Genomic DNA, 19,670 nt, shown 5'->3' on the forward strand with positions numbered 1-19,670 from the left:
AATTAAGGGGCATTGTTTGAATATTTAAGATTATCTCGCAATCTTTATGTTGTGGAATAAGCGGTAAAGTACAGGAACTACAATCAAAGTAAGTACTGTCGCAAATCCTAGACCAAACATGATCGTTACTGCCATCGGCTTAAAGAAGATATCAGGAAGCAGCGGGATCATACCTAAAATAGTGGTAATCGCTGCCATACATACTGGTCTCACACGACTTAATGCCGCATCCACAACCGCAACGTATGGATCTTTCCCTGACTGCATCTCAATCTCGATTTGATCCAGTAATACAATACCGTTTTTCAGCAGCATGCCCGACAAGCTTAAGAAGCCTAACAGTGCCATAAATCCAAACGGAGTATTGAGAGCTAACAGGCCAGTCGTTACACCAATAACAGCAAGAGGTACGGTCAGCCAAACGATCAGTGGCTCTTTTACTGAGTTAAACAAGAACACAGTGATCAAGAACATAAACAAATAGCCGAGCGGCATGGTCGTGAATAGTGATGCTTGTGCATCACGCGACGATTCATACTCTCCTCCCCACTCTAATGAGTAGCCAGGTGGCATTTCAATTGCTTCGATCGCTGGCATCAAACGTTTTTGCAACGTTGAAGCTGTCTCTTCACCCAGTAAATCTGGATCCGCAAAAACAGTCAGCATACGCTTACGATTTTTACGAATTATCAGCGGATCCTCCCATTGCATCTCATAGCCCAAAGTGACTTGTTGCAAAGGAATAAACTCGCTAAGTGCCGGACTCCAAATCTTCATCCCTTCAATGTTACGAATGTCGATACGCTCATCTTCTGGTAATCGAGCAACAATCGGCATTAAGGTCGTACCATCACGATACACACCAACAGATTTACCTGAAAATGACATCGCGAGGAAATCGTCCACATCCGATTTAGTGATACCGTAACGACGCGCTTGGCTTTCATTAAACTGTGGTTCAAGGACTTTCGTTCTCTCACGCCAGTCGTGACGAATGTTGTATGCGCCAGGATCGGCATGCATGATATCCATAACCTGAGATGCAATACCTCGAAGAACCGTAGGATCAGAACCCACTATACGTGCTTCAATTTTCGCACCACCGCCAGGCCCAAGTTCAATCTGCTTTAACTTGTAGTTAATCTCAGGGAAGGTCTCTTCAATATGAGTACGGAATCGCTCCATTAAAGGCTTCAAGCCATCATAGCTCTTGACCCTAGTGGTGATCTCGCCATAAGCCGCGTAGCTTTTCTCTGGCGCGTAAGTCAGCATGAAACGCTGAAGGCCTTTACCAGCAGTCGTCGTAATATGCTCGACTTCTTCTTGTTCAGACAACCAGTTTTCCAATACTTTCAGCTTGGTATTCGTAGCTCGAATATCGGTACCTTCCGGCATCCACACATCCACTTGGAAAATAGGCGTAGTAGAAGATGGAAAGAAAGACTGCTTCACATGTGTGAAACCGTACAAGCTAGCGGTAAGGCCTACGACTAGTACCACAACCGTCAGCCATGCTCGGTTCATACAAAATTCTAAGAAGTTTTTGTATATAACAAACACCATACCATTGTATGGGTCTGAACCTTCTCCTTCAGGCTGCTTCTGCCCTTTAAAGAACATATCGGCAAAGAAAGGAGTGATTGAGATCGCGGTAAACCAACTCAGCATCAGAGAAATCAGTAGTACGGTGAACAACGTTCCACAGTATTCACCGGTCGCATCTTCAGACAAGCCAATCGGCGCGAACGCGGTAACGGCAATCACTGTCGCCCCTAGTAAAGGCCACTTGGTTTGCGTAACAATATCGGTTGCCGCTTGCATCCTCGTTCGGCCTTTTTGAGTACCGATGAGAATTCCCTCGACGACCACTATGGCATTATCCACCAGCATACCCAGTGCAATGACCAACGCACCTAATGAGATCCGTTGAAGGTCAATCTTAAAATACTGCATGAAAATGAAAGTACCGAACACAGTCAGTAACAAGATCAATCCAATCAATAAGCCAGAACGAAGCCCCATGAAGAACAGAAGGACAATAATTACAATCGCAACCGCCTGTCCTAGACTCACCACAAACCCACTCACTGATTTGTCGACTTCTTTAGGCTGGTTATACACTTCTGCAATCTCAACACCGACTGGCTGCTGGAACTTAAGCTCTGCTAGTCGACGATCAAACATTTCACCGATGGCAACAACGTTCACGCCTTGTGCAAACGAGACTCCAACGTTAAGCGCAAGTTTTCCGTTGTATCCAATAATGTTGCTCGGGACTTCAACATAACCACGCTTAACTTCTGCGACGTCTTTAAGATAGATAAGGCCCTGTGCTCCGCCCTCTGTCAGTATCAAATCCCCTAACTGAGAAACATCTTTAAACTCTCCTGTAGGGTGGATCCGAATATACTCATCACCAATTCGGATTGCGCCTGCATCAGACACCACATTTTGAGTCGAGAGTAGATTAAAAACGGTATTCGGTGATAAGCCTAAAGAACTGATACGCTTCATTGATATTTCAATAAAGACTTGTTCTTGTTGCGCACCAGAAACGGAGACTTTGCTCACGCCATCAACCAGTTCAAGCTCTCGCCTTAGATAATCAATGTAATCTAAAAGCTCTTTATAACTGTATCCTTCCCCTGTAACGGCCAGCAAAATCCCGTAAACATCACCGAAATCATCAATGACCGTGGGAGTATTAACACCAGGAGGCAATTGACCTTGAAGGTCGTTCACCTTACGACGTAGTTCATCCCAAATTTGCGGGAGATCATCAGGCCCATAGTTATTCTTCATGGTGACGGTGATCTGCGATAATCCACGGCTAGAAATGGAGTTAACTTCATCAACGTAAGTCAGTTGCTGAATCGCTTTTTCAAGTGGATAGGTGACTTCTTCTTCCACTTGCTGAGGCGTTGCACCAGGATAGTTAGTCACAACCATGGCATCTTTGATCGTAAATGCAGGATCTTCTAAGCGCCCTAACCCGAAAAAAGCAGAAACACCACCAATTAAGAAGATCAGAGAAAGCATCCAACTGATCACTTTGTTTCGAATGAAATAGGCGGCTACGCCAGTGATCTCATCATCAGTTTGAGGTTTATTATTCATCTCACTCATTGCTTGTCTCCTGAGACAATACTTCGACTGTCATGCCGTCCCTTAACCTCGCGATACCTGCCGTAACGACTTTTTGCCCAGCGCTTAAACCATCTAAGATCTGTAAAGTTGCGATACTGGCTTTTCCTAACTTCACCTTCTGTTTGGTGACAGTGTTATCTTTGTTCAGAACCCAAACGAATGACTCTGACTTATTCAATTTGTCTCCATCGGCATTAAACACGGCTTCAACAGGGACTCTAACACCAGCGTTTAATTCCAAACCAATATCTTCACCACTGCTAGTTACTTCTACCGCCATGCCATCTAATACATACTCTGTTTCTGGCATCGGCATCGATAACGTCACGGTAAATGTGCCTGTCGATGGATCTGGTTCTGTTGTGAACTCTTTGATCTGTGCAGGATATTCATTACCACTTGGCACTCGCACCACCGCTTCCACTTTCGACAAGTCAGCTTCCGTTGGCTGGTTAACGTACAGTCTGTCTGGTAATTGAATAAGAACTTCCACATCCTCAACGCTGTGAATATTCACGACTTGTTGACCCACTTGAATATTTTCAAACTGATCAGCGCTGACACGAGAAATGATTCCGTCTACTGGCGCCTTCAACTTAGTGAAAGAGAGATGGAGCTTTGCAAGTTCTAACTCGGCATAAGCAATTTGTCTTTGCGCTGCGATTTCATCAAACTGCGATTTAGCCAACAACCCTTTTTTGACAAGAGGGCTAGAACGACGATATTGGCTATCGATTACTGTGTAACGAGCTTGTGCGTTATTCACATCCAGTTGGTAATCTGTAGGGTCAATCTCAGCAATGACATCGCCTTTCTTAACCCTTGAGCCTTCCTTAACGTTAATCACATTGATTTCTCCTGCGACCCGAAAACTCAAGTGAGATTTCTCAGCAGCGTTGGCAACGGCTGGAAAATACAACTTATCTTTTATCAACTGCTCACCGAGTAAGACAACTTTAACTCTTGGAGCAACATCCGATACTTCTTGAATAGATTCGCCGCACCCCGCAAGTACCGCTAGAGACGAGAGCATGGCAATGGTTTTTACATATTTCATATTACAACCCTCGCTCCTTGATCCACTCTCTAACCTTAATACCTGCTTGAATTCCGCTTACGCCAGAAGTCACTATTTGATCCCCATCTTGCAAACCGGATTGCACTTGCCTTTGGTCATTCAAATTCACTTGTACTTTTTCAACGATGCCACTTTGGTTTACTCGCCATACGTATGTCTTATCGTTGTCGTCAAAAATAGCTGAAGTCGGGATTTTGGTAGAGCTACTTTTCGCAGCAACAACCAAAACATTGCCCGCCATACCCGGTAAAATACCAACATCGGTTGGACGCTCCATGACCATTGTCACTTTATAAGAGCCTGTTTTTGGATCCGCTTCAGTATCAACTTCTTGGAAAGTGAGCGGGAAGCTGCGACTCGGAAATGAATCAAATGTCATGGTCGCTTCACTGTCCACCCCTGACGAGAAACGATTAAGCAATTGGTCGGGCAGTAAAAATACAACTTTTAATACCTGATTCGTCTGAATATTCATCACGCCTTCTTTAGCGTTAATGTATTCGTGGTTCTCTGCAGGGATAATAGATACGGTTCCGTCATACGGCGCGACTAGAGTCGTGTATCTGAGGTTCGCTTCCGCTTGCTCCAAAAGTGCAAGAGCCGAGTTGTGGTTAGCTTTGGCTTGATCAAAATCTTGTTCTGATACAACGCGATCTTTACGCAGCTTTTTGAATCGCTGATACTGGACATCAGCCAGTTTGAAGTTCGCTTTTGCTTGCTTATGAAGCAAAGTGTATTCGTCGGGGTTTAATCGGGCTAGCGCCTGTCCTTTTTGAACAAGTTGCCCGGCATTTACATCAATACTTTGCAGTAACCCAGGCACTCGAAATGCTAATACCGCTTTATCACCGGCTTCTGTAGTTGCGGGAAATTGTCGTTCAAAAGAGTTGTTGCCTACAGAGACTGTGAATAACTTGGCGGGTCTAGAATCAGGTTCAGGTACTGGGGGAAGATCTTTTCCGCAACCAGATAGCCCAACTAGGGTTGCAAATAAGACAACAGCAGCTTTACGCATTTGAGATCATCCATATCAATAATTTAACTAATAACATAGATGAATAAGGTGGTTGAATCCAGAAAAAACCTATATTTAATCTGAGAAAAACAGCATAAAAAATAATAGCTTGAACAATCATTCACTCAAGCTATGTTTTCTATTTGAGTTATCAATTAAATATTTTTGAACTCTCGGTTAACTTTAAAGCTGTCTGACGTGACGTACGCTTCCATTGAGCGAACGGTTGATTCCATTTTATTAAAATCACTCTCTAAAGTATCAAGCAAAGATTCCGCTGACTGACCTTGCTCCCAGGGCTTATTTTTCAGCTTATGCTCTTGCTTAGTTTTTAACGACTCTACGTATTGGGTGGGCTGCTTCTCGAGCATAAATGTCATTGCGACATACGCCAAAATTACCAGGAAGCTTCCCCCCAATAAAGCCGCAGATATCACTAAGATACGAACAAGCCAGACTTCCAAGCCTAAATAGTTAGCTAATCCCGCACATACCCCAGAGATCTTCCCATTAATCGGGTCACGGTATAGTTCCCTACTCATAGTTCCTTCTCCAATTTGGGGATTCTGCATCGAGAATCTTTTCTAAAGTCACTACTCGCGCTTGCATAGATTCTGCGCGCTCAGAGAGCTGGTTTAATCGATTCATATCTGTATCAGATAAACCATTGGCTGATTTGCGCTTGCTGCGGTAATGCAAGAAAAGCCATAACGGTGCAACAAATATCAGGAAAGCAATCAATGGCCCAGCGATGAGAAATGTTGACATATATGACTCCTAATTATTTATCTCGGTTTTCAACTTGTTGTTTTAGCTTTGCTAGCTCTTGTTCGATTTCATCTTGTGCTTGAAGTTCTGCAAACTCTTGGTCAAGTGACTTGGCATTTCCCGTTTTCGAATACACATCGGCTTCTGCCTCTAGCTCGTCAATCTTACGAGAGTACTGCTCGAACTTTGCCATCGCTTCATGAGTGCGGCTTGAATGCAGGTGTTTTTGTACATCACGGCGATTCGTCGCGGTTTGGTTTCTTATCGCCAGAGATTGCTGCTTTGCACGTGTCTCTGCAATTTTGGTTTCTAATTTACCGATCTCGCCAGTAAGCTTCTCGATGGTTTCTTCCACTAGCGTTAGCTCAGTGTGCAAACCTTTAATAACATCTTCAAGCTTTTGTTTTTCTATTAGAGCAGAACGAGCGAGATCTTCACGACCTTTGGTTAGCGCCAATGTCGCTTTTTGCTGCCAATCGAGAATTTGAGAATCCATTGCCTCAACTTTGCGAGACAATTCTTTTTTGTCAGCGATAGCTTTCGCTGAATTCGTACGGACCTCAACTAACGTGTCTTCCATTTCCTGAATGATTAAGCGAATCATTTTTTCAGGATCTTCTGCTTTATCTAGCAATGCGCTGATGTTTGAATTTACGATATCTGCGAAACGAGAAAAAATACCCATAATGACTCTCCTAAATTAACAAGTTTTTTTGATTTCCATACAAGGTATATCAAGAGGCGTGCCAACTTTATTTTCTTTATATTTCAAAAGCTTAATTTCCTTGTTTATTTTTCACCCTACATGTTATGATTAAAAAAACCAATATTTGGTATTTTTCACCACTCTTAAGGTAGCCATCACATGCAGCAAAATTTGATCGGAGAATCCCCCTCTTTTCTCAGCGTGCTCGACAAAGTTTCGCGCCTTGCACCTATCGAGCGACCAGTGCTGATCATCGGAGAACGAGGGACGGGTAAAGAACTGATTGCGCAACGATTACACTACCTTTCCAAACGTTGGGATCAGCCGTTAATCTCCCTAAATTGCTCCACCCTAAGTGAAGGGCTTATCGACTCCGAGTTATTCGGACATGAATCCGGATCGTTTACTGGCTCAAAAGGACGTCACCAAGGGCGGTTTGAACGGGCAGAAGGCGGAACCCTCTTTCTCGATGAACTGGCAACGGCACCTCTATCAGTCCAAGAAAAGCTCTTGCGTGTCATAGAATATGGCCAATATGAAAGAGTTGGTGGCCAAAAAGTATTGAATGCCAATGTTCGCTTAGTTTGTGCGACCAACGCCAACCTTCCCGAAATGGCACAACAAGGCAACTTTAGAGCAGATTTGCTTGATAGGTTAGCGTTCGACGTGATCTCGCTACCTCCCTTGCGAGAGCGAAAAGAAGACATTTTGCTGCTAGCTGAGTATTACGCGATTAAAATGTGCCGAGAGTTAGAATTCGATTTATTTGTTGGCTTTACTCACAACGCAGAGCAGTCACTTTTGGACTACCAATGGCCGGGGAATGTTCGCGAACTCAAAAACGTTATTGAACGCGCTATCTATCAGCATGGTAAATCTGAGTACCCTATCGACGAGTTACTCTTCGATCCATTTGGTCAACCTTGGCAAAGTCCCGATAATGACAAGCCCGAATCTAACAACCATACTTATTCTGAACTATTTGATTTACCTCTCGATTATAAGGCATGGCAAGAGCAGCAAGATATTAGGCTGTTAACTCAAGCGTTAGAAGCCAGCAAATATAACCAAAAACAAGCCGCTGACTTATTGGGGCTGAGCTACCACCAATTACGTGGGATGGTACGTAAATACTCGATTGTCGGACAAAAAGTAGATAAATAGCGGCTCAGTATAGATAAGTGATTGGAGCACAATAAATAAAATGGTAAATTACACGGATCTTGAGGCGAAAAATAAGCCTCGTTTCTCAACCAATTTCTTTCTATGAAAGCACTGTTAAGATTCACGCTTGGACTATTCACTTTCGGCTTGCTATTAGGCTGCGGTGAAGAAGTCGATCATGAGCAAATCCGTAAGAACGGGTTCGTATATTGCGGTCAGGGTTCCCCCTATACATTCAACCCACAACTTGTGGACAGTGGCGTGACATCTGAATCTCTTAGCCCACAAATCTTCGACACCCTACTTCAGCTTGATCCAGGGACTTACCTTCCTGTGGCAAATCTGGCGACAAGTTGGACAACCAACAAATTAGGTACGGAGTACACGTTTAAATTACGCAAAGGCGTTTCATTTCAAACTACCGATTGGTTTACGCCTACTCGTCAATTCAACGCGCACGATGTGGTATTCAGTTTTCGACGAATCATCGATAGTAGCCACCCATTCCACTATGTTGGTGGTGGGTTGTATCCGTGGTTTGCTGGAATAGACTTCCAGAATTTGCTCGTTGATGTTCAAGCGCTTAGCGATTCAACCGTCAAGTTTACATTAAGCCGCCCAGACAACTCTTTTCTCAATAATATTGCCACCAGCTACGCGGTGATCCATTCAAAAGAATATGGAGATCAGCTGACGCTCAGTGACGACAAATTATTGCTCGATTCAAAACCCGTTGGTACTGGCCCCTTTTATCTTAGTGAGTTTCAACTCAACGACCTAGTTAGGCTAAGACGCAATAATGATTACTGGCGTGGCCCCGTAAAAATGGAGCAAGTGGTTTTCGACACTTCTCAGCGCGGTACAGGTACGTTAGCCAAGCTTTTACGTAATGAGTGTGATGTGCTTAATTCGCCAATTTCGAGCCAAATTCCGATCATTCAAGAACGAGCAGAACTTAAGATCAGTGCAACGCCTGCGGTAAACGTATCGTTCATAGCGATCAACACGGACCACCCAGCTCTCAGTGATTCTCGTGTTCGTAAAGCACTTAATTTGGCAATCAACCGTCAAAACATTCTAGATTCCGTATATTACGGCACCGGTACTGAAGCCTTTACTTTGCTTCCTCCCACTTCTTGGGCCTATCAAAAAGACAGTGTTCAAGTTCGCTACGACCGTAACTACGCGATTGCACTACTAAGAGAAGCTGGAATTGAATCGGGTTTAGAGCTTTCAATGTGGGTTCCGTTAGAACCGAGAGCTTATAACCCTAGTCCTCGAAAAACCGCTGAACTTATTCAAGCTAACCTAGCCGATATAGGTATTACACTTACTTTGCTAACCGATGATCGCTTCGATCGCACCCAGCTCAATTCTATTTCTGATACTGATTTGCTGTTAACTGGTTGGATTGGTAATACAGGTGACCCCGATAACTTCCTAAGGCCTTTGCTTTCTTGCGGTTCAAACCGAGCAGGGTTAAACGTGTCGATGTGGTGTAATTCAGACTTTGATTTCCTACTAGACCTAGCGTTGGAGATTAACCAACAAAGGCACCGTGTGAATCTATACAATCAGGCACAAAACATCCTGAATGAAGAGTTCCCAGTGATTCCTTTAGCTCATGGTGTTCAATTCCGTGTCCATCATGAATCATTAAGCGGTTTCCGATTGAGCCCATTTAACTCTCAACCATTTGATCTTGTTGAGAGGAGAAGTCAGTAATGCTTTGGTATACCTTACGAAGAATAAATTTATTTGTGATTACGCTTGCCATACTTACCATGGTTGGCTTTTCACTGCTTCGCCTTGATCAAACCTCGCCATGGTCAATGCTGGAGTTTTGGCCAGGTTGGCTAAGTTACATTCGTGAACTTTCAACACTCAATTTTGGCCTGAGCAAAAACGGGATCCCGGTAATGGACGAACTTGCTGTCGTTTTCCCTGCCACTTTAGAGCTTTGTTTCTTTGCATTTCTCATCTCGCTGTTCATCGGTATTCCAGTCGGCACTCTGGCAGGTATGCGACAAGGGAAATTCATTGATACTGTAATTTCTTTTACATCAATGACAGGCTACTCAGCTCCTATTTTTTGGGTTGCGCTATTGATGATCATGATCTTTTCACTGCACTTTGAAGTCTTTCCGGTTGGTGGACGCTACGACTTGCTATACGAAATCGACCATGTCACTGGGTTCGCTATCATTGATGCATTCATGTCTGATCATAAATACCGAGCACAGGCGCTACAAAGTGTGATTGAACATATTGTATTACCGAGTTTAGTTTTAGCCCTGGCTCCGACAACTCAGGTCATCCGTCTAATGAGAGCTTCTGTCGCAGAAGTAATGACACAAAACTATATACGGGCTGCTCGAATTAAAGGTTTATCGACCCATGAAATCGTCACTCAACACGTACTTAGAAATGCGATTCCACCGATTATTCCTAAAGTCGGTGTCCAACTGTCTAGCATGTTGACGCTTGCTATTATTACAGAGTCTATCTTTAACTGGCCGGGTATTGGACGTTGGTTACTTGATGCCCTGTCCAATCAAGATTATGTTTCAATACAAGCTGGAGTAATGGTTGTCGCGACACTGGTTTTGACGGCAAACATCTTGTCAGATCTGCTCGGCGCCATGGTAAATCCGTTAGTAAGGAAAGAATGGTATGCTAACAAATAACGTTTACCAAGAAGAACAAATCCCAACTCAGTTCGAGCGTTTTTGGCGTAGCTACAAAGCAAACAACCTTGCTATGTTTGGGTTGTGGTGTCTCGCACTTATCATCATCGTGACCATTGCTTCACCATGGCTGGCGCCGCATGACGCTCAAGAGCAAACAGGTCATCTCTTGATTCCACCTTCATGGAACCCTGCCGGTACGGTTGAGTATTTCTTAGGAACCGATGACTTAGGGCGGGATATTCTTTCTCGATTAATCATAGGCTCTCAACTCACGTTTGGTGCAGCCGCTATTATTACTGCGATTGCTGCGGTGATTGGCTGCTTGATCGGCGTCTTAGCTGGCATGACGAAAGGTTTAGTCTCGAGTACCTTGAATCACCTACTTGATACTGTCATGTCAATTCCATCTCTATTACTCGCGATTATTTTCGTGGCCTTCTTAGGCTTCGGGGAGTTCAATATCTTACTAGCGCTGTGCCTTGCCTTGATTCCGCGTTTCGTTCGTTCAGTCTATATCGCAGTGCATACCGAAGTAGAAAAAGATTACATTTTGGCATCCCGTTTAGATGGTGCGAATAACTTTTACTTACTTTGGAACTCCATTCTTCCCAATATTTTGACGGTAATTGCTATCGAAATTACCTTGGCTCTATCCGTCGCAATTTTGGACATTACCGCTTTAGGCTTTTTAGGACTTGGCGCTCAAGCACCGAGTACTGAATGGGGCTCGATTCTTGGAGACTCTGTGGAGCTCATCTATTTAGCACCTTGGACTGTAACGTTACCCGGGCTTGCGATTTTGTTTACTGTCATCGTTATTAACCTTGTTGGTGAAGGTGTTCGCCAAGCGCTTAACGCGGGGATCGAATAATGCCTTTACTCGATATTCGACATCTAACGATCGAAATCCAAACCCCTCAAGGGCTAGTGAAAGCCGTTGACCGCATGAGTATCACCCTAACCGAAGGCGAAATCCGTGGTTTGGTAGGCGAATCTGGCTCAGGTAAAAGCTTGGTGGCCAAAGCCATTGTTGGCGTCTGTAAAGAAAACTGGAAAGTTTCCGCAGATAGAATGCGTTTGGGTAATATCGACTTACTGCAGCTCACACCGAGGGAACGTCGACGAGTAATTGCTCGCGATATTGCGATGATTTTCCAAGAGCCATCAACCTGTCTAGACCCTTCAGAGGAAGTTGGTCGGCAATTAATTGAATCGATTCCATCCGGCTCATTCGACGGAAAATGGTGGGAACGTTTCAAATGGCGTAAAAAACAAGCCATTGCCCTGCTCCACAAAGTGGGGATTAAAGATCATACGCGCCTAATGGAAAGCTACCCTTATGAGCTTACCGACGGTGAGTGCCAGAAAGTGATGATTGCGATGGCTATCGCGACCAAACCTAAAGTGTTGATCGCTGATGAGCCAACCAACGATCTCGATCCAATTACACAGTCTCAGATTCTGCGCTTACTAAGCCGTATGAATCAGTTGAACAACACGACTATCGTCCTAATTGGACACGACTTAACCACTATCACCCAATGGGCCACACGTATAACCGTGATGTACTGCGGGCAATCTGTTGAATCAGCGGACACGAGCAAACTCTTAGCGGCACCTAAACACCCTTATACGGTTGCACTGCTAAAAGCGATGCCAGATTTCAGTGATTGGATCCCTCACAAAGAAAAGCTTCAGTCGTTACCGGGGTCCATTCCTCCGCTACAGCATCTACCTATCGGGTGTCGTCTTGGTCCTCGCTGCCCTTACGCTCAAAGGCAATGCGTAGAGATTCCTTATGCTAAGCGTGTTAAAAATCATAAGTTTAGCTGCCACTTCCCGCTCAATATGGAAAAGAGAAAGAAATCATGAGTGCTTTATTAGAAGTCAGTGGACTTTCAAAAGAGTTTACAACTCGCTCTGGCCTTTTCCGGAAGAAAGTTCATCAAGCCGTAAAGCCTGTAAACTTCACATTAGAAGCCGGGCAAACCATAGGTTTTATCGGCCAGAACGGTTCAGGTAAATCAACACTGGCTCGTATGCTTGCGGGCATGGTTGAGCCTACATCAGGCGAAATTCGAGTGAACGGTGAGAAACTTGAACACAAGGATTACTCAACTCGCTGTAAGTTGATTCGAATGATCTTCCAAGACCCAAATACATCCCTTAATCCTCGTATTCAAATTGGTCGAATTCTAGAAGGTCCGCTAAAACGGAACACGAGTATGCCGCCAGAAGCGCGCATGAAACGCGTTAAGGAAACATTGCTGCGAGTTGGCCTACTTCCTGAACATGCATACTTCTACCCTCAGATGCTTGCTACAGGCCAAAAACAAAGGGTTTGTTTAGCAAGAGCGCTGATTCTACAACCATCGATCATCGTCGCAGACGAAGCTCTGAACGGCTTAGACATGGCCATGCGTTCTCAGATCATCAACCTCTTTTTAGAGTTGCAAGAAGAAATGGGCGTATCGTTTGTTTACGTATCTCAACATATCGGCATTGTGAAACACATAACAGATAAAGTGATGGTGATGCATGAAGGTAATGTCGTTGAATCTGGCGATACCCAAGAAATATTAACCAACCCCACTCACCAAATCACGCAGCGGCTTGTCGAAAGTCATTTCTTTAAAGCGCCATGCCACTAAATAAGCAGAAGGCCGTTTAGATGGATGATACAAGGATGCCGTCGTTATGCTCACGATTTAAGTCATTGTGGCTTGTGGCTTACCTGTTTGCTATCACACCTAATCCAAGTTACGCCACAGAGCTAACTTGGCTTGATAAGGCGTTTGTTGAGAATGCATTTTTTGAAGTGGCATTAAAAAACGAATATCTATCAGGAAGTAAACCGCTATCTAAATGGAACTCCCCGCTTAAAGTTTGGGTACAGCACCGTGTGGGCGATCAAGCGCTCCACCAAGAATTAACCGAGCTCCATCTTGCCCACCTGGCTGATATTACTGGACTTCCTATCTCACTGGTAAATAGTGAAGCGCAAGCCAATGTGAAATGGATTTTTACTCAAGAATCAACGTGGATTGAAGAAGTTAAAGAATTTACCGGCGTTAAGTCTACGGACTATCTACGTAGCGCAATTTGCACAGCAAGCTATAAGATGAACGCTAAAAGTGAAATCGTCGAGGCAGCCATTATTATTCCTGTGGACCATGCTCGCGCAAGAGGAAAGTTATTGGCGTGTATTGTAGAAGAGTTTACCCAAGTGTTGGGGTTACCAAATGATTCTGAAGACGCTTATCCGTCAATATTTAATGACCAAACGCCCAATGATTTATTATCACCACTCGACGTGGTTTTGCTCAAGTTACTGTATGAACCAGAGCTTAAATCCGGCATGTCTAAAAAAGAGCTTAAACCGCTGGTTAGAAAGAAGCTCGCGAAGTACGAGAGTAATGGTATTCTGAAAGGCGCAGCAAAAGTATCCACACAAGCCCCTTTATATCAGCTTGTGGGATACTAATCTGTAGGAACTAGCGACGAGAAGCTTGTTTCTTAAGTTCAAAGTCGAATTCATCAGGGAAGAGAATCACGCCTTCCTCTTGTTCATTTGGGAACACCACGACTGCCAACTCATCATCTTCTAGACCAACGGTCCAGCGACTATGCCATTTGTTTAGCGAAATCGCTTCGGCTTTGCACGCATCCCACTCGCCAGTTGCCCATGATTCAGCAAACTCTTGATTTGGCCATACTGGTACACAGTCTTCTTCTTCTGTATTCAACATTACACAGCCATGTTCGTCAGTCAGAATCCACACTTCGCGATTAGCGACGATTTCTTTAATGCAGTATTTAAAGCGCTGCTCTCCATCAAATTTATTGATTTCGGCAATTCTTTTTTCATCAAGTTGTGTTGTCATGCTAGGGGCTCCTAGTTATTACTGCCATTCACTTCAATTAATGAATTAGAGTGAAAATAAAAACGCCTACTGATTAATCAGTAGGCGTTAAAAGCTTAAAGCGGTTTCGCTTACACTAGCTCAGCTTGTAGCCAAGGCCAGCCTTGCTTCTTACGGCTTAGCGTGTTTTCCATCATAAGCATGCCGTTTTGTTCATGCTTAACAAGTTTCTCAGCCCACTCACCTTTGTATAGTAGGCGAGTTTGAGCCGTTGTGATGTCTGTTAGCATTACAGCAGCAAACGCTAGGCCATCTTTTTCGCAGCGTGCTTCTAGGTCTGCTTCTAGCGCTTCAATCATGCCGTCAACTTGCTCTAGAGTCGCAAGTTCAACTTGACCAACGACAACATCGCGACCGTTGAATGGGTAGCCTTTCAGGTCTTTTTCTACTAGCTCTGCTGCAGATAGACCTTCAATGTTTGTTTTAGCGATCAGTAGATCTTTAATGAATGCATCAACGTCTTGTACATCAGCAATTTCAGCTAGCTCAGCAACTGCATCTTTATCTTTTTGAGTACATGTTGGAGAAGCGAAGCCAACTGTGTCAGATAGGATTGCAGACATCATTAGCTTAGCGATTTTCTGAGAGATTGAGTGACCTTCAATCTTAAACATGTTGAATAGAACGGTGTTAGTACAACCAACAGGCCAGATCCAAGCTTCCATTGGATTTACTGTCATCACATCACCTAGACGGTGGTGATCAACAATACCTAGAATTTCAGCTTCCGCTACATCATCCGGTGCCTGTGCTAGATCAGAGTAGTCTACTAGCCAAATTTTTTCGCCAGCTACAGATGTACGAAGTTCAGGAGTTTCAGCATCAGCTACTTCTAAAATGTGCTGAGTTTCGCGGTTAATTTCGCCTTGGCGAATTGGCATTGCTTCAAGACCACGAGATTTTAGTAGCTCAGTTGCTACTAGTGCACTACAAATACTATCGCTATCTGGGTTCTTATGACCGACAACTAGAATCATCTTTCTTCCTATTCAAGTCTAATTAGAGATCTACTATCTTGTAGATAAAATTGCTCACAAAGGTCGTTACTTTACCTGAATTTTAAAATTTGTCATTCTCTACACGTAACAGATTCTTACTTTCCTGCTATCTATGCGTCGGGCGCCATAAATTTCTTAAATACTAGCGCAACAAAATCAATCGATTATCACCATTGAGCAACCTCGTTATATTGTGTAACTGCAATCTGTTTGGTGATTGAGATCGCCTTACTCCAACCAAAATTAAAAAGTTAATAACTTTAAGTTGCGAATAATTATCATTTACATATACTGATAATAATTCTCATTACCAAAGGCGCTAGAGGCATGGTTCCTTCTAAACTGTTTCATTCTGCAGCTAAGCTTCCTTCTATTACTGGCTTCCAGCTTGCGTACAAACGCTTAGTTCTACCAGTAGCTTTGCTGGCACTAATCGCGAACCAAAGTACCCGCGATATCACCGTTGCGACACTCTCTGATTCTTTTTGGGCGGTTTCTTGCTATGTGGCTTTCACCTTAGCGGTTTATCACCACCTTTCTAGCTTTATGAGCAGTAAGAATAAGCTCATCTCCCTTTACCATTCATCACGCTCCCATCAAGTGGTATTCGCATCGCTACTCGGCGCGTTACCGGGATGCGGAGGGGCCATTGTTGTCACAACTCAATTCATTAATGGCCGTGTAGGTTTTGGTTCCGTTGTCGCGGTATTAACGTCTACGATGGGCGACGCCGCTTTCTTACTGTTAGCTAGCTCCCCAAAAGTCGGTTTTGGAATTGTATTAATGGGCATCGTTGTTGGCTCAATAAGCGGTTTAATTGTGAATTTATTCCACGCTGATGACTTTTTACGTCCTAAGAACAAGGAACATGAAATCTCATGCAGCTCAGACATTGAACACTCTGCACTCGAGCACAAAGCGATTAACCTACAGGGCATATTTTGGAAGTGGATACTCATCCCCGCCACCAGCATTGCTTTGCTCGACTCATTTCAAGTCGACATCAATCATTTGTTCCAACTTCAAGAATCAACAATGGAATGGGTTGGCGCTATCCTCGCGGTCAGCAGTATGTTGCTCTGGTCTTTGACCAAAGATATCAAAGATTACCAGTCAACCGTCGCCGAAGATGAAAAGAGCCTATCATCTCATCCGATTCAGAAAACGGCGCAAGACACCAACTTTGTGAGCGCATGGGTGATCATGGCCTTCATGCTATTTGAACTATCTATCTTCTTTACTCAATTGGATCTTGTATCGCTGGTATCTGGGTGGGGGATTTGGATGCCAATGACTGGATTAGCTGTAGGTCTACTTCCGGGGTGTGGTCCGCAAATCCTTATCACTAGCTTGTACTTATCAGGGGTAATGCCGCTTTCAGCTCAGATTTCTAATTCTATCTCTAATGATGGTGACGCCCTCTTCCCAGCAATAGCCATGGCTCCAAGAGCTGCTGCAGTAGCGACACTTTATTCGGCATTACCAGCGCTTGTCGTGGGATATTCTTACTACTTTATGTTTGAACTGTAACCCTATCTTTCTTATCTTCAGCTACTCTTAACCTATTCAAGCTCACTTGTTTGGTGCGAGAGTAGATGAAGATAAAACCTATATTGCTGTCCTTTATCTTTGCAATGGCCCATTGCATCTTCCCTTCTAAGTTGTATGCAAATAACTTATCTGCCACGCAGGGTTCGTGGCCTCCTTATGTGTTTACCGATGGGCAATCAGGCCTTTCCTTCGATATCGTCAAAGCTGCTTTTCAATCTCAAGGCTATGAGATCGATCTTACGGTAAAGCCATGGTTACGATCACTAAAAGAAGTAAAACTAGGTAGCCAAGATATTTTAGTCGCGGCTTGGTGGTCTCGTGAGCGCCTTAAAACGCTGTCGTTTAGCACGCCTTACTTATTGGTGGAGTTACAACTCATCACTTTAAAGGAATCTTCTTTTGATTATTCAGATTTGAATTCTTTGAAAGGAAAGAAAGTTGGCTTTATCAGGAACTATGCATATGGGGACGAATATTATACATCAACACATTTTGAGCGTGTTTATTCTAGTGATTTACTGACTTCTATAAAAAAACTCAAAGCAAAACGAGTAGACGTCATATTTGCAGACAAACGCGCAGCCAAATTTCTAATGAAACGAGAAGGGATCAACATTGATGACTTCCATTTTATTAAAAATAGCAGTGTGATCAAACCAATCCATATGGCGGTAAGTGTCCATCACCCAGACCGCCATATGATCATGCTTAACTTTCTTAAAGGTATTCATGCCATTAAGACTGATGGCACCTACGATAAAATATTACTTAAATACCAGTAACTATCGCCTTCGAGGTAAGGCCACCTGCAAGTGACACTTCTAGCCAAGCGCTCGGTTCCAGGTTGAGCTTCTCTCCCGACCAAAAGTCATACCAATTGGTCGGCTTTTCAGACGTTAATGTAAACTCTTTCTCCCCCTCTCCGTAATTAAAAATACAGTGAAGTTGGTGGAGCTCCCCTAAAGGCAAACTGGCATGATTCAAATTCAAAGAAGAAAATGATGCGCTGTTTGGGTTGATTTTTTGTCGCTTCACTAACTTGGAGAAAGAGGCTAGTCCAAATTCAACCATGTCTGGTAAAGGGTCGCCACTCAACAGCAATCCGCTAGAGGTTAGAATCGCATCACGATGAAACTCGTAGCTTGCCCTGTCTGTCGATTGATTAGCTAGCGAAGTGAACGTTGCACAATCTGGATCTATTTGCCAAAGCTTTCGATGCTGCCAACTTCGGTAGAAGGTTTCCTTAGCTATTTGCTCAAAGCGTGATGGACGCCTTTCAACGTCATCAGATACGCGCATCGCATCTACTGTCCCTAATGAAGGCCACATTGGTGCATTACAACCTAGTAGCCACGCCTCGCCAGCCCCCTCTGCTATTGCCTCCATTCCCAAACGGTAGGCTTCGACACCAGTGATACCGCGTTGAAGGCGGTTACCTTTGAGGGTTCCCCAGTAATTTGCATCAAGCTTAAAGAGTTCGATCCCCCATTCTTCTCTCATCGTGCGAAAGACATGAGTTAAGTGCTCTTGAACTTCATGGTTCGAGGTATCGAGAATATACCAAGGCGTACACCTCCAGCCGCCATAAGTAATTTCCTCTGCGACTAAATGATCTCCGGCTTTATTTCGAACAAACCAATTCGGGTTTTGCTGATACACTTCAGATTCGGCCTGAACAATAAAAGGCGCTAGCCAAATGGCAGGTTTCTTACCTTTATTTTTTATCTTCGCAATCAGTTCCTTCACGCCACTTGGAAACTTATTTGAAGGAGTTAGCCAATCCCCCATGAATGCCTGATAGCCATCATCAAGTAATACCCACTCTATGTCGGCCAATTCGCCATTCATACAATCCAAGTTGTCGTGAATGTTGTTTTCATTCACATCCGCATAGTAGGCATACCAAGAGCACCAACCAACGGGTGTTTTTTTCACTGCTCCAGCGCGTGGTTGGTGATTACGGTTGAGAATTCGAGAGTACTCAGAATAGAGCGAGTCTAGGTCTGACGCTTGAAGCACGCACAAACTTTCTAGCTGGTTGGTTTCCCAGTTTTGAGGGCTTGTTTCCTCTCCATCAATATAAGCGGAGATCCAGCCAGTGGAGCCGACGTTATCTAACTCAAAATAACCGGAGAAGCGTCGGCATGACGTAAAGCCAAATAACGTAAAACCACTAGACTGCTCCAGAACTAAGTAGTTGTAATAACGCTTAGGGGAAGACTGAGGGTAAATCCGATAAATGGCACTATTGTCCGGACAACGGCCAATCTCTCTAGGGCACTCAACCAGCCCTGCTGTTTGCGCAAGCATTTGAAAACCATCGCCTAACATATTGGCATGTGGCTCAATGACGCAAGAAATTTCCGCAAGCTTAAAATGAGAGCTTAATGCTCGTGAGTGAACACTATTGAAATGAAACTTGAGTTGGCTATCCGAATGTTCAACCGTCAACTCGTGCGATGAAATCATGGCCACACAATCTTGGCTAAGCTTAAAACTTTGAGACATATCAGCCCTAGATTAAACAACTAATGTAGTGTCAAATTAGAGCACGAGACCTATGTACTGACTAATAGGTTCTCAACAAAGCGTGATCATTTTCAACTTGTGTGCGGACATTGTTTAGACTG

Annotated in this window: 18 protein-coding genes; 9 read left to right on the forward strand and 9 right to left on the reverse strand. The window is 43.9% G+C overall.

Annotation, left to right across the window (positions count from 1 at the left end; genetic code table 11):
* Nucleotides 1-30 precede the first annotated feature (30 nt).
* From ACHUFI_RS05135 to pspA, 6 genes are all read right to left on the reverse strand, one after another.
* Nucleotides 31-3,126: an efflux RND transporter permease subunit gene (locus ACHUFI_RS05135; protein WP_394247280.1), complete on the reverse strand. Its 3,096-nt coding sequence runs from the start codon at nt 3,124-3,126 to the stop codon at nt 31-33.
* Nucleotides 3,119-4,204 carry an efflux RND transporter periplasmic adaptor subunit gene (locus tag ACHUFI_RS05140; RefSeq protein ID WP_394247281.1) on the reverse strand — a complete coding sequence of 362 codons (1,086 nt, stop codon included), beginning with the start codon at nt 4,202-4,204 and terminating at the stop codon, nt 3,119-3,121. The genes ACHUFI_RS05135 and ACHUFI_RS05140 overlap by 8 nt, the downstream gene beginning before the upstream one ends.
* 1 nt (nt 4,205) lies before the next feature.
* On the reverse strand, nt 4,206-5,240 hold the full coding sequence (locus ACHUFI_RS05145) for an efflux RND transporter periplasmic adaptor subunit (protein WP_394247282.1): 1,035 nt from the start codon (nt 5,238-5,240) through the stop codon (nt 4,206-4,208).
* 155 nt (nt 5,241-5,395) lie between these two features.
* Nucleotides 5,396-5,782 (reverse strand): envelope stress response membrane protein PspC, encoded by a 387-nt coding sequence (gene pspC / locus ACHUFI_RS05150; RefSeq protein WP_394247283.1) that lies wholly within the window; start codon nt 5,780-5,782, stop codon nt 5,396-5,398.
* Nucleotides 5,775-6,008 (reverse strand): envelope stress response membrane protein PspB, encoded by a 234-nt coding sequence (pspB, locus tag ACHUFI_RS05155; protein WP_394247284.1) that lies wholly within the window; start codon nt 6,006-6,008, stop codon nt 5,775-5,777. The genes pspC and pspB overlap by 8 nt, the downstream gene beginning before the upstream one ends.
* A 13-nt stretch (nt 6,009-6,021) precedes the next feature.
* Nucleotides 6,022-6,693: a phage shock protein PspA gene (gene pspA / locus ACHUFI_RS05160; RefSeq protein WP_394247285.1), complete on the reverse strand. Its 672-nt coding sequence runs from the start codon at nt 6,691-6,693 to the stop codon at nt 6,022-6,024.
* 180 nt (nt 6,694-6,873) lie between these two features.
* On the opposite strand from pspA, the gene pspF reads away from it, so the two are divergent.
* The 7 genes from pspF to ACHUFI_RS05195 all read left to right on the forward strand — a co-directional run bounded on the left by pspF (nt 6,874) and on the right by ACHUFI_RS05195 (nt 14,052).
* Nucleotides 6,874-7,878, forward strand: coding sequence for a phage shock protein operon transcriptional activator (pspF, locus tag ACHUFI_RS05165; RefSeq protein ID WP_394247286.1), 1,005 nt, complete (start codon nt 6,874-6,876; stop codon nt 7,876-7,878).
* 102 nt (nt 7,879-7,980) lie between these two features.
* Nucleotides 7,981-9,603 carry an ABC transporter substrate-binding protein SapA gene (gene sapA / locus ACHUFI_RS05170; protein ID WP_394247287.1) on the forward strand — a complete coding sequence of 541 codons (1,623 nt, stop codon included), beginning with the start codon at nt 7,981-7,983 and terminating at the stop codon, nt 9,601-9,603.
* On the forward strand, nt 9,603-10,565 hold the full coding sequence (locus ACHUFI_RS05175) for an ABC transporter permease (RefSeq protein ID WP_394247288.1): 963 nt from the start codon (nt 9,603-9,605) through the stop codon (nt 10,563-10,565). Before sapA ends, ACHUFI_RS05175 begins: the two co-directional genes overlap by 1 nt.
* Nucleotides 10,552-11,439 (forward strand): ABC transporter permease subunit, encoded by an 888-nt coding sequence (locus tag ACHUFI_RS05180; protein ID WP_394247289.1) that lies wholly within the window; start codon nt 10,552-10,554, stop codon nt 11,437-11,439. Before ACHUFI_RS05175 ends, ACHUFI_RS05180 begins: the two co-directional genes overlap by 14 nt.
* Entirely contained in the window at nt 11,439-12,440 is a 1,002-nt protein-coding gene (locus ACHUFI_RS05185; RefSeq protein ID WP_394247290.1) for a peptide ABC transporter ATP-binding protein, read from the forward strand. Before ACHUFI_RS05180 ends, ACHUFI_RS05185 begins: the two co-directional genes overlap by 1 nt.
* A complete protein-coding gene (locus ACHUFI_RS05190; protein WP_394247291.1) occupies nt 12,437-13,219 on the forward strand; it encodes a peptide ABC transporter ATP-binding protein in 783 nt (260 codons plus the stop codon). Before ACHUFI_RS05185 ends, ACHUFI_RS05190 begins: the two co-directional genes overlap by 4 nt.
* 20 nt (nt 13,220-13,239) lie before the next feature.
* Nucleotides 13,240-14,052, forward strand: a complete 813-nt coding sequence (locus ACHUFI_RS05195; protein WP_394247292.1) for a DUF2927 domain-containing protein — start codon at nt 13,240-13,242, stop codon at nt 14,050-14,052.
* A 10-nt stretch (nt 14,053-14,062) separates the two neighbouring features.
* Here the strand turns inward: ACHUFI_RS05195 and ACHUFI_RS05200 are convergent, their stop codons facing one another.
* The gene (locus ACHUFI_RS05200; RefSeq protein WP_394247293.1) at nt 14,063-14,452 is read right to left on the reverse strand and encodes a DUF2750 domain-containing protein; all 390 of its coding nucleotides are present in this window, start codon (nt 14,450-14,452) and stop codon (nt 14,063-14,065) included.
* Between the two features lie 110 nt (nt 14,453-14,562).
* Nucleotides 14,563-15,468, reverse strand: coding sequence for a manganese-dependent inorganic pyrophosphatase (locus ACHUFI_RS05205; protein WP_394247294.1), 906 nt, complete (start codon nt 15,466-15,468; stop codon nt 14,563-14,565).
* Between the two features lie 348 nt (nt 15,469-15,816).
* Here ACHUFI_RS05205 and ACHUFI_RS05210 point away from each other — a divergent pair, with 348 nt between their 5' ends.
* The gene (locus ACHUFI_RS05210; RefSeq protein WP_394247295.1) at nt 15,817-17,019 is read left to right on the forward strand and encodes a putative manganese transporter; all 1,203 of its coding nucleotides are present in this window, start codon (nt 15,817-15,819) and stop codon (nt 17,017-17,019) included.
* Nucleotides 17,020-17,084: 65 nt separating this feature from the next.
* Nucleotides 17,085-17,822, forward strand: coding sequence for a substrate-binding periplasmic protein (locus tag ACHUFI_RS05215; RefSeq protein WP_394247296.1), 738 nt, complete (start codon nt 17,085-17,087; stop codon nt 17,820-17,822).
* Here the strand turns inward: ACHUFI_RS05215 and ACHUFI_RS05220 are convergent.
* Nucleotides 17,809-19,548: a glycoside hydrolase family 36 protein gene (locus ACHUFI_RS05220; protein ID WP_394247297.1), complete on the reverse strand. Its 1,740-nt coding sequence runs from the start codon at nt 19,546-19,548 to the stop codon at nt 17,809-17,811. The two genes, ACHUFI_RS05215 and ACHUFI_RS05220, sit on opposite strands and share 14 nt — an antisense overlap.
* Nucleotides 19,549-19,670 lie beyond the last annotated feature (122 nt).

The organism is Vibrio profundi (assembly GCF_043642225.1).
Taxonomy (GTDB): Bacteria; Pseudomonadota; Gammaproteobacteria; order Enterobacterales; family Vibrionaceae; genus Vibrio; species Vibrio profundi_A.

Bases quoted from the DNA above. Each gene is read 5' to 3' on its own strand.
- ACHUFI_RS05135 (WP_394247280.1), bottom strand. From the start codon at position 3,126: ATGAGTGAGATGAATAATAAACCTCAAACTGATGATGAGATCACTGGC.
- ACHUFI_RS05140 (WP_394247281.1), bottom strand. From the start codon at position 4,204: ATGAAATATGTAAAAACCATTGCCATGCTCTCGTCTCTAGCGGTACTT.
- ACHUFI_RS05145 (WP_394247282.1), bottom strand. From the start codon at position 5,240: ATGCGTAAAGCTGCTGTTGTCTTATTTGCAACCCTAGTTGGGCTATCT.
- pspC (WP_394247283.1), bottom strand. From the start codon at position 5,782: ATGAGTAGGGAACTATACCGTGACCCGATTAATGGGAAGATCTCTGGG.
- pspB (WP_394247284.1), bottom strand. From the start codon at position 6,008: ATGTCAACATTTCTCATCGCTGGGCCATTGATTGCTTTCCTGATATTT.
- pspA (WP_394247285.1), bottom strand. From the start codon at position 6,693: ATGGGTATTTTTTCTCGTTTCGCAGATATCGTAAATTCAAACATCAGC.
- pspF (WP_394247286.1), top strand. From the start codon at position 6,874: ATGCAGCAAAATTTGATCGGAGAATCCCCCTCTTTTCTCAGCGTGCTC.
- sapA (WP_394247287.1), top strand. From the start codon at position 7,981: ATGAAAGCACTGTTAAGATTCACGCTTGGACTATTCACTTTCGGCTTG.
- ACHUFI_RS05175 (WP_394247288.1), top strand. From the start codon at position 9,603: ATGCTTTGGTATACCTTACGAAGAATAAATTTATTTGTGATTACGCTT.
- ACHUFI_RS05180 (WP_394247289.1), top strand. From the start codon at position 10,552: ATGCTAACAAATAACGTTTACCAAGAAGAACAAATCCCAACTCAGTTC.
- ACHUFI_RS05185 (WP_394247290.1), top strand. From the start codon at position 11,439: ATGCCTTTACTCGATATTCGACATCTAACGATCGAAATCCAAACCCCT.
- ACHUFI_RS05190 (WP_394247291.1), top strand. From the start codon at position 12,437: ATGAGTGCTTTATTAGAAGTCAGTGGACTTTCAAAAGAGTTTACAACT.
- ACHUFI_RS05195 (WP_394247292.1), top strand. From the start codon at position 13,240: ATGGATGATACAAGGATGCCGTCGTTATGCTCACGATTTAAGTCATTG.
- ACHUFI_RS05200 (WP_394247293.1), bottom strand. From the start codon at position 14,452: ATGACAACACAACTTGATGAAAAAAGAATTGCCGAAATCAATAAATTT.
- ACHUFI_RS05205 (WP_394247294.1), bottom strand. From the start codon at position 15,468: ATGATTCTAGTTGTCGGTCATAAGAACCCAGATAGCGATAGTATTTGT.
- ACHUFI_RS05210 (WP_394247295.1), top strand. From the start codon at position 15,817: ATGGTTCCTTCTAAACTGTTTCATTCTGCAGCTAAGCTTCCTTCTATT.
- ACHUFI_RS05215 (WP_394247296.1), top strand. From the start codon at position 17,085: ATGAAGATAAAACCTATATTGCTGTCCTTTATCTTTGCAATGGCCCAT.
- ACHUFI_RS05220 (WP_394247297.1), bottom strand. From the start codon at position 19,548: ATGTCTCAAAGTTTTAAGCTTAGCCAAGATTGTGTGGCCATGATTTCA.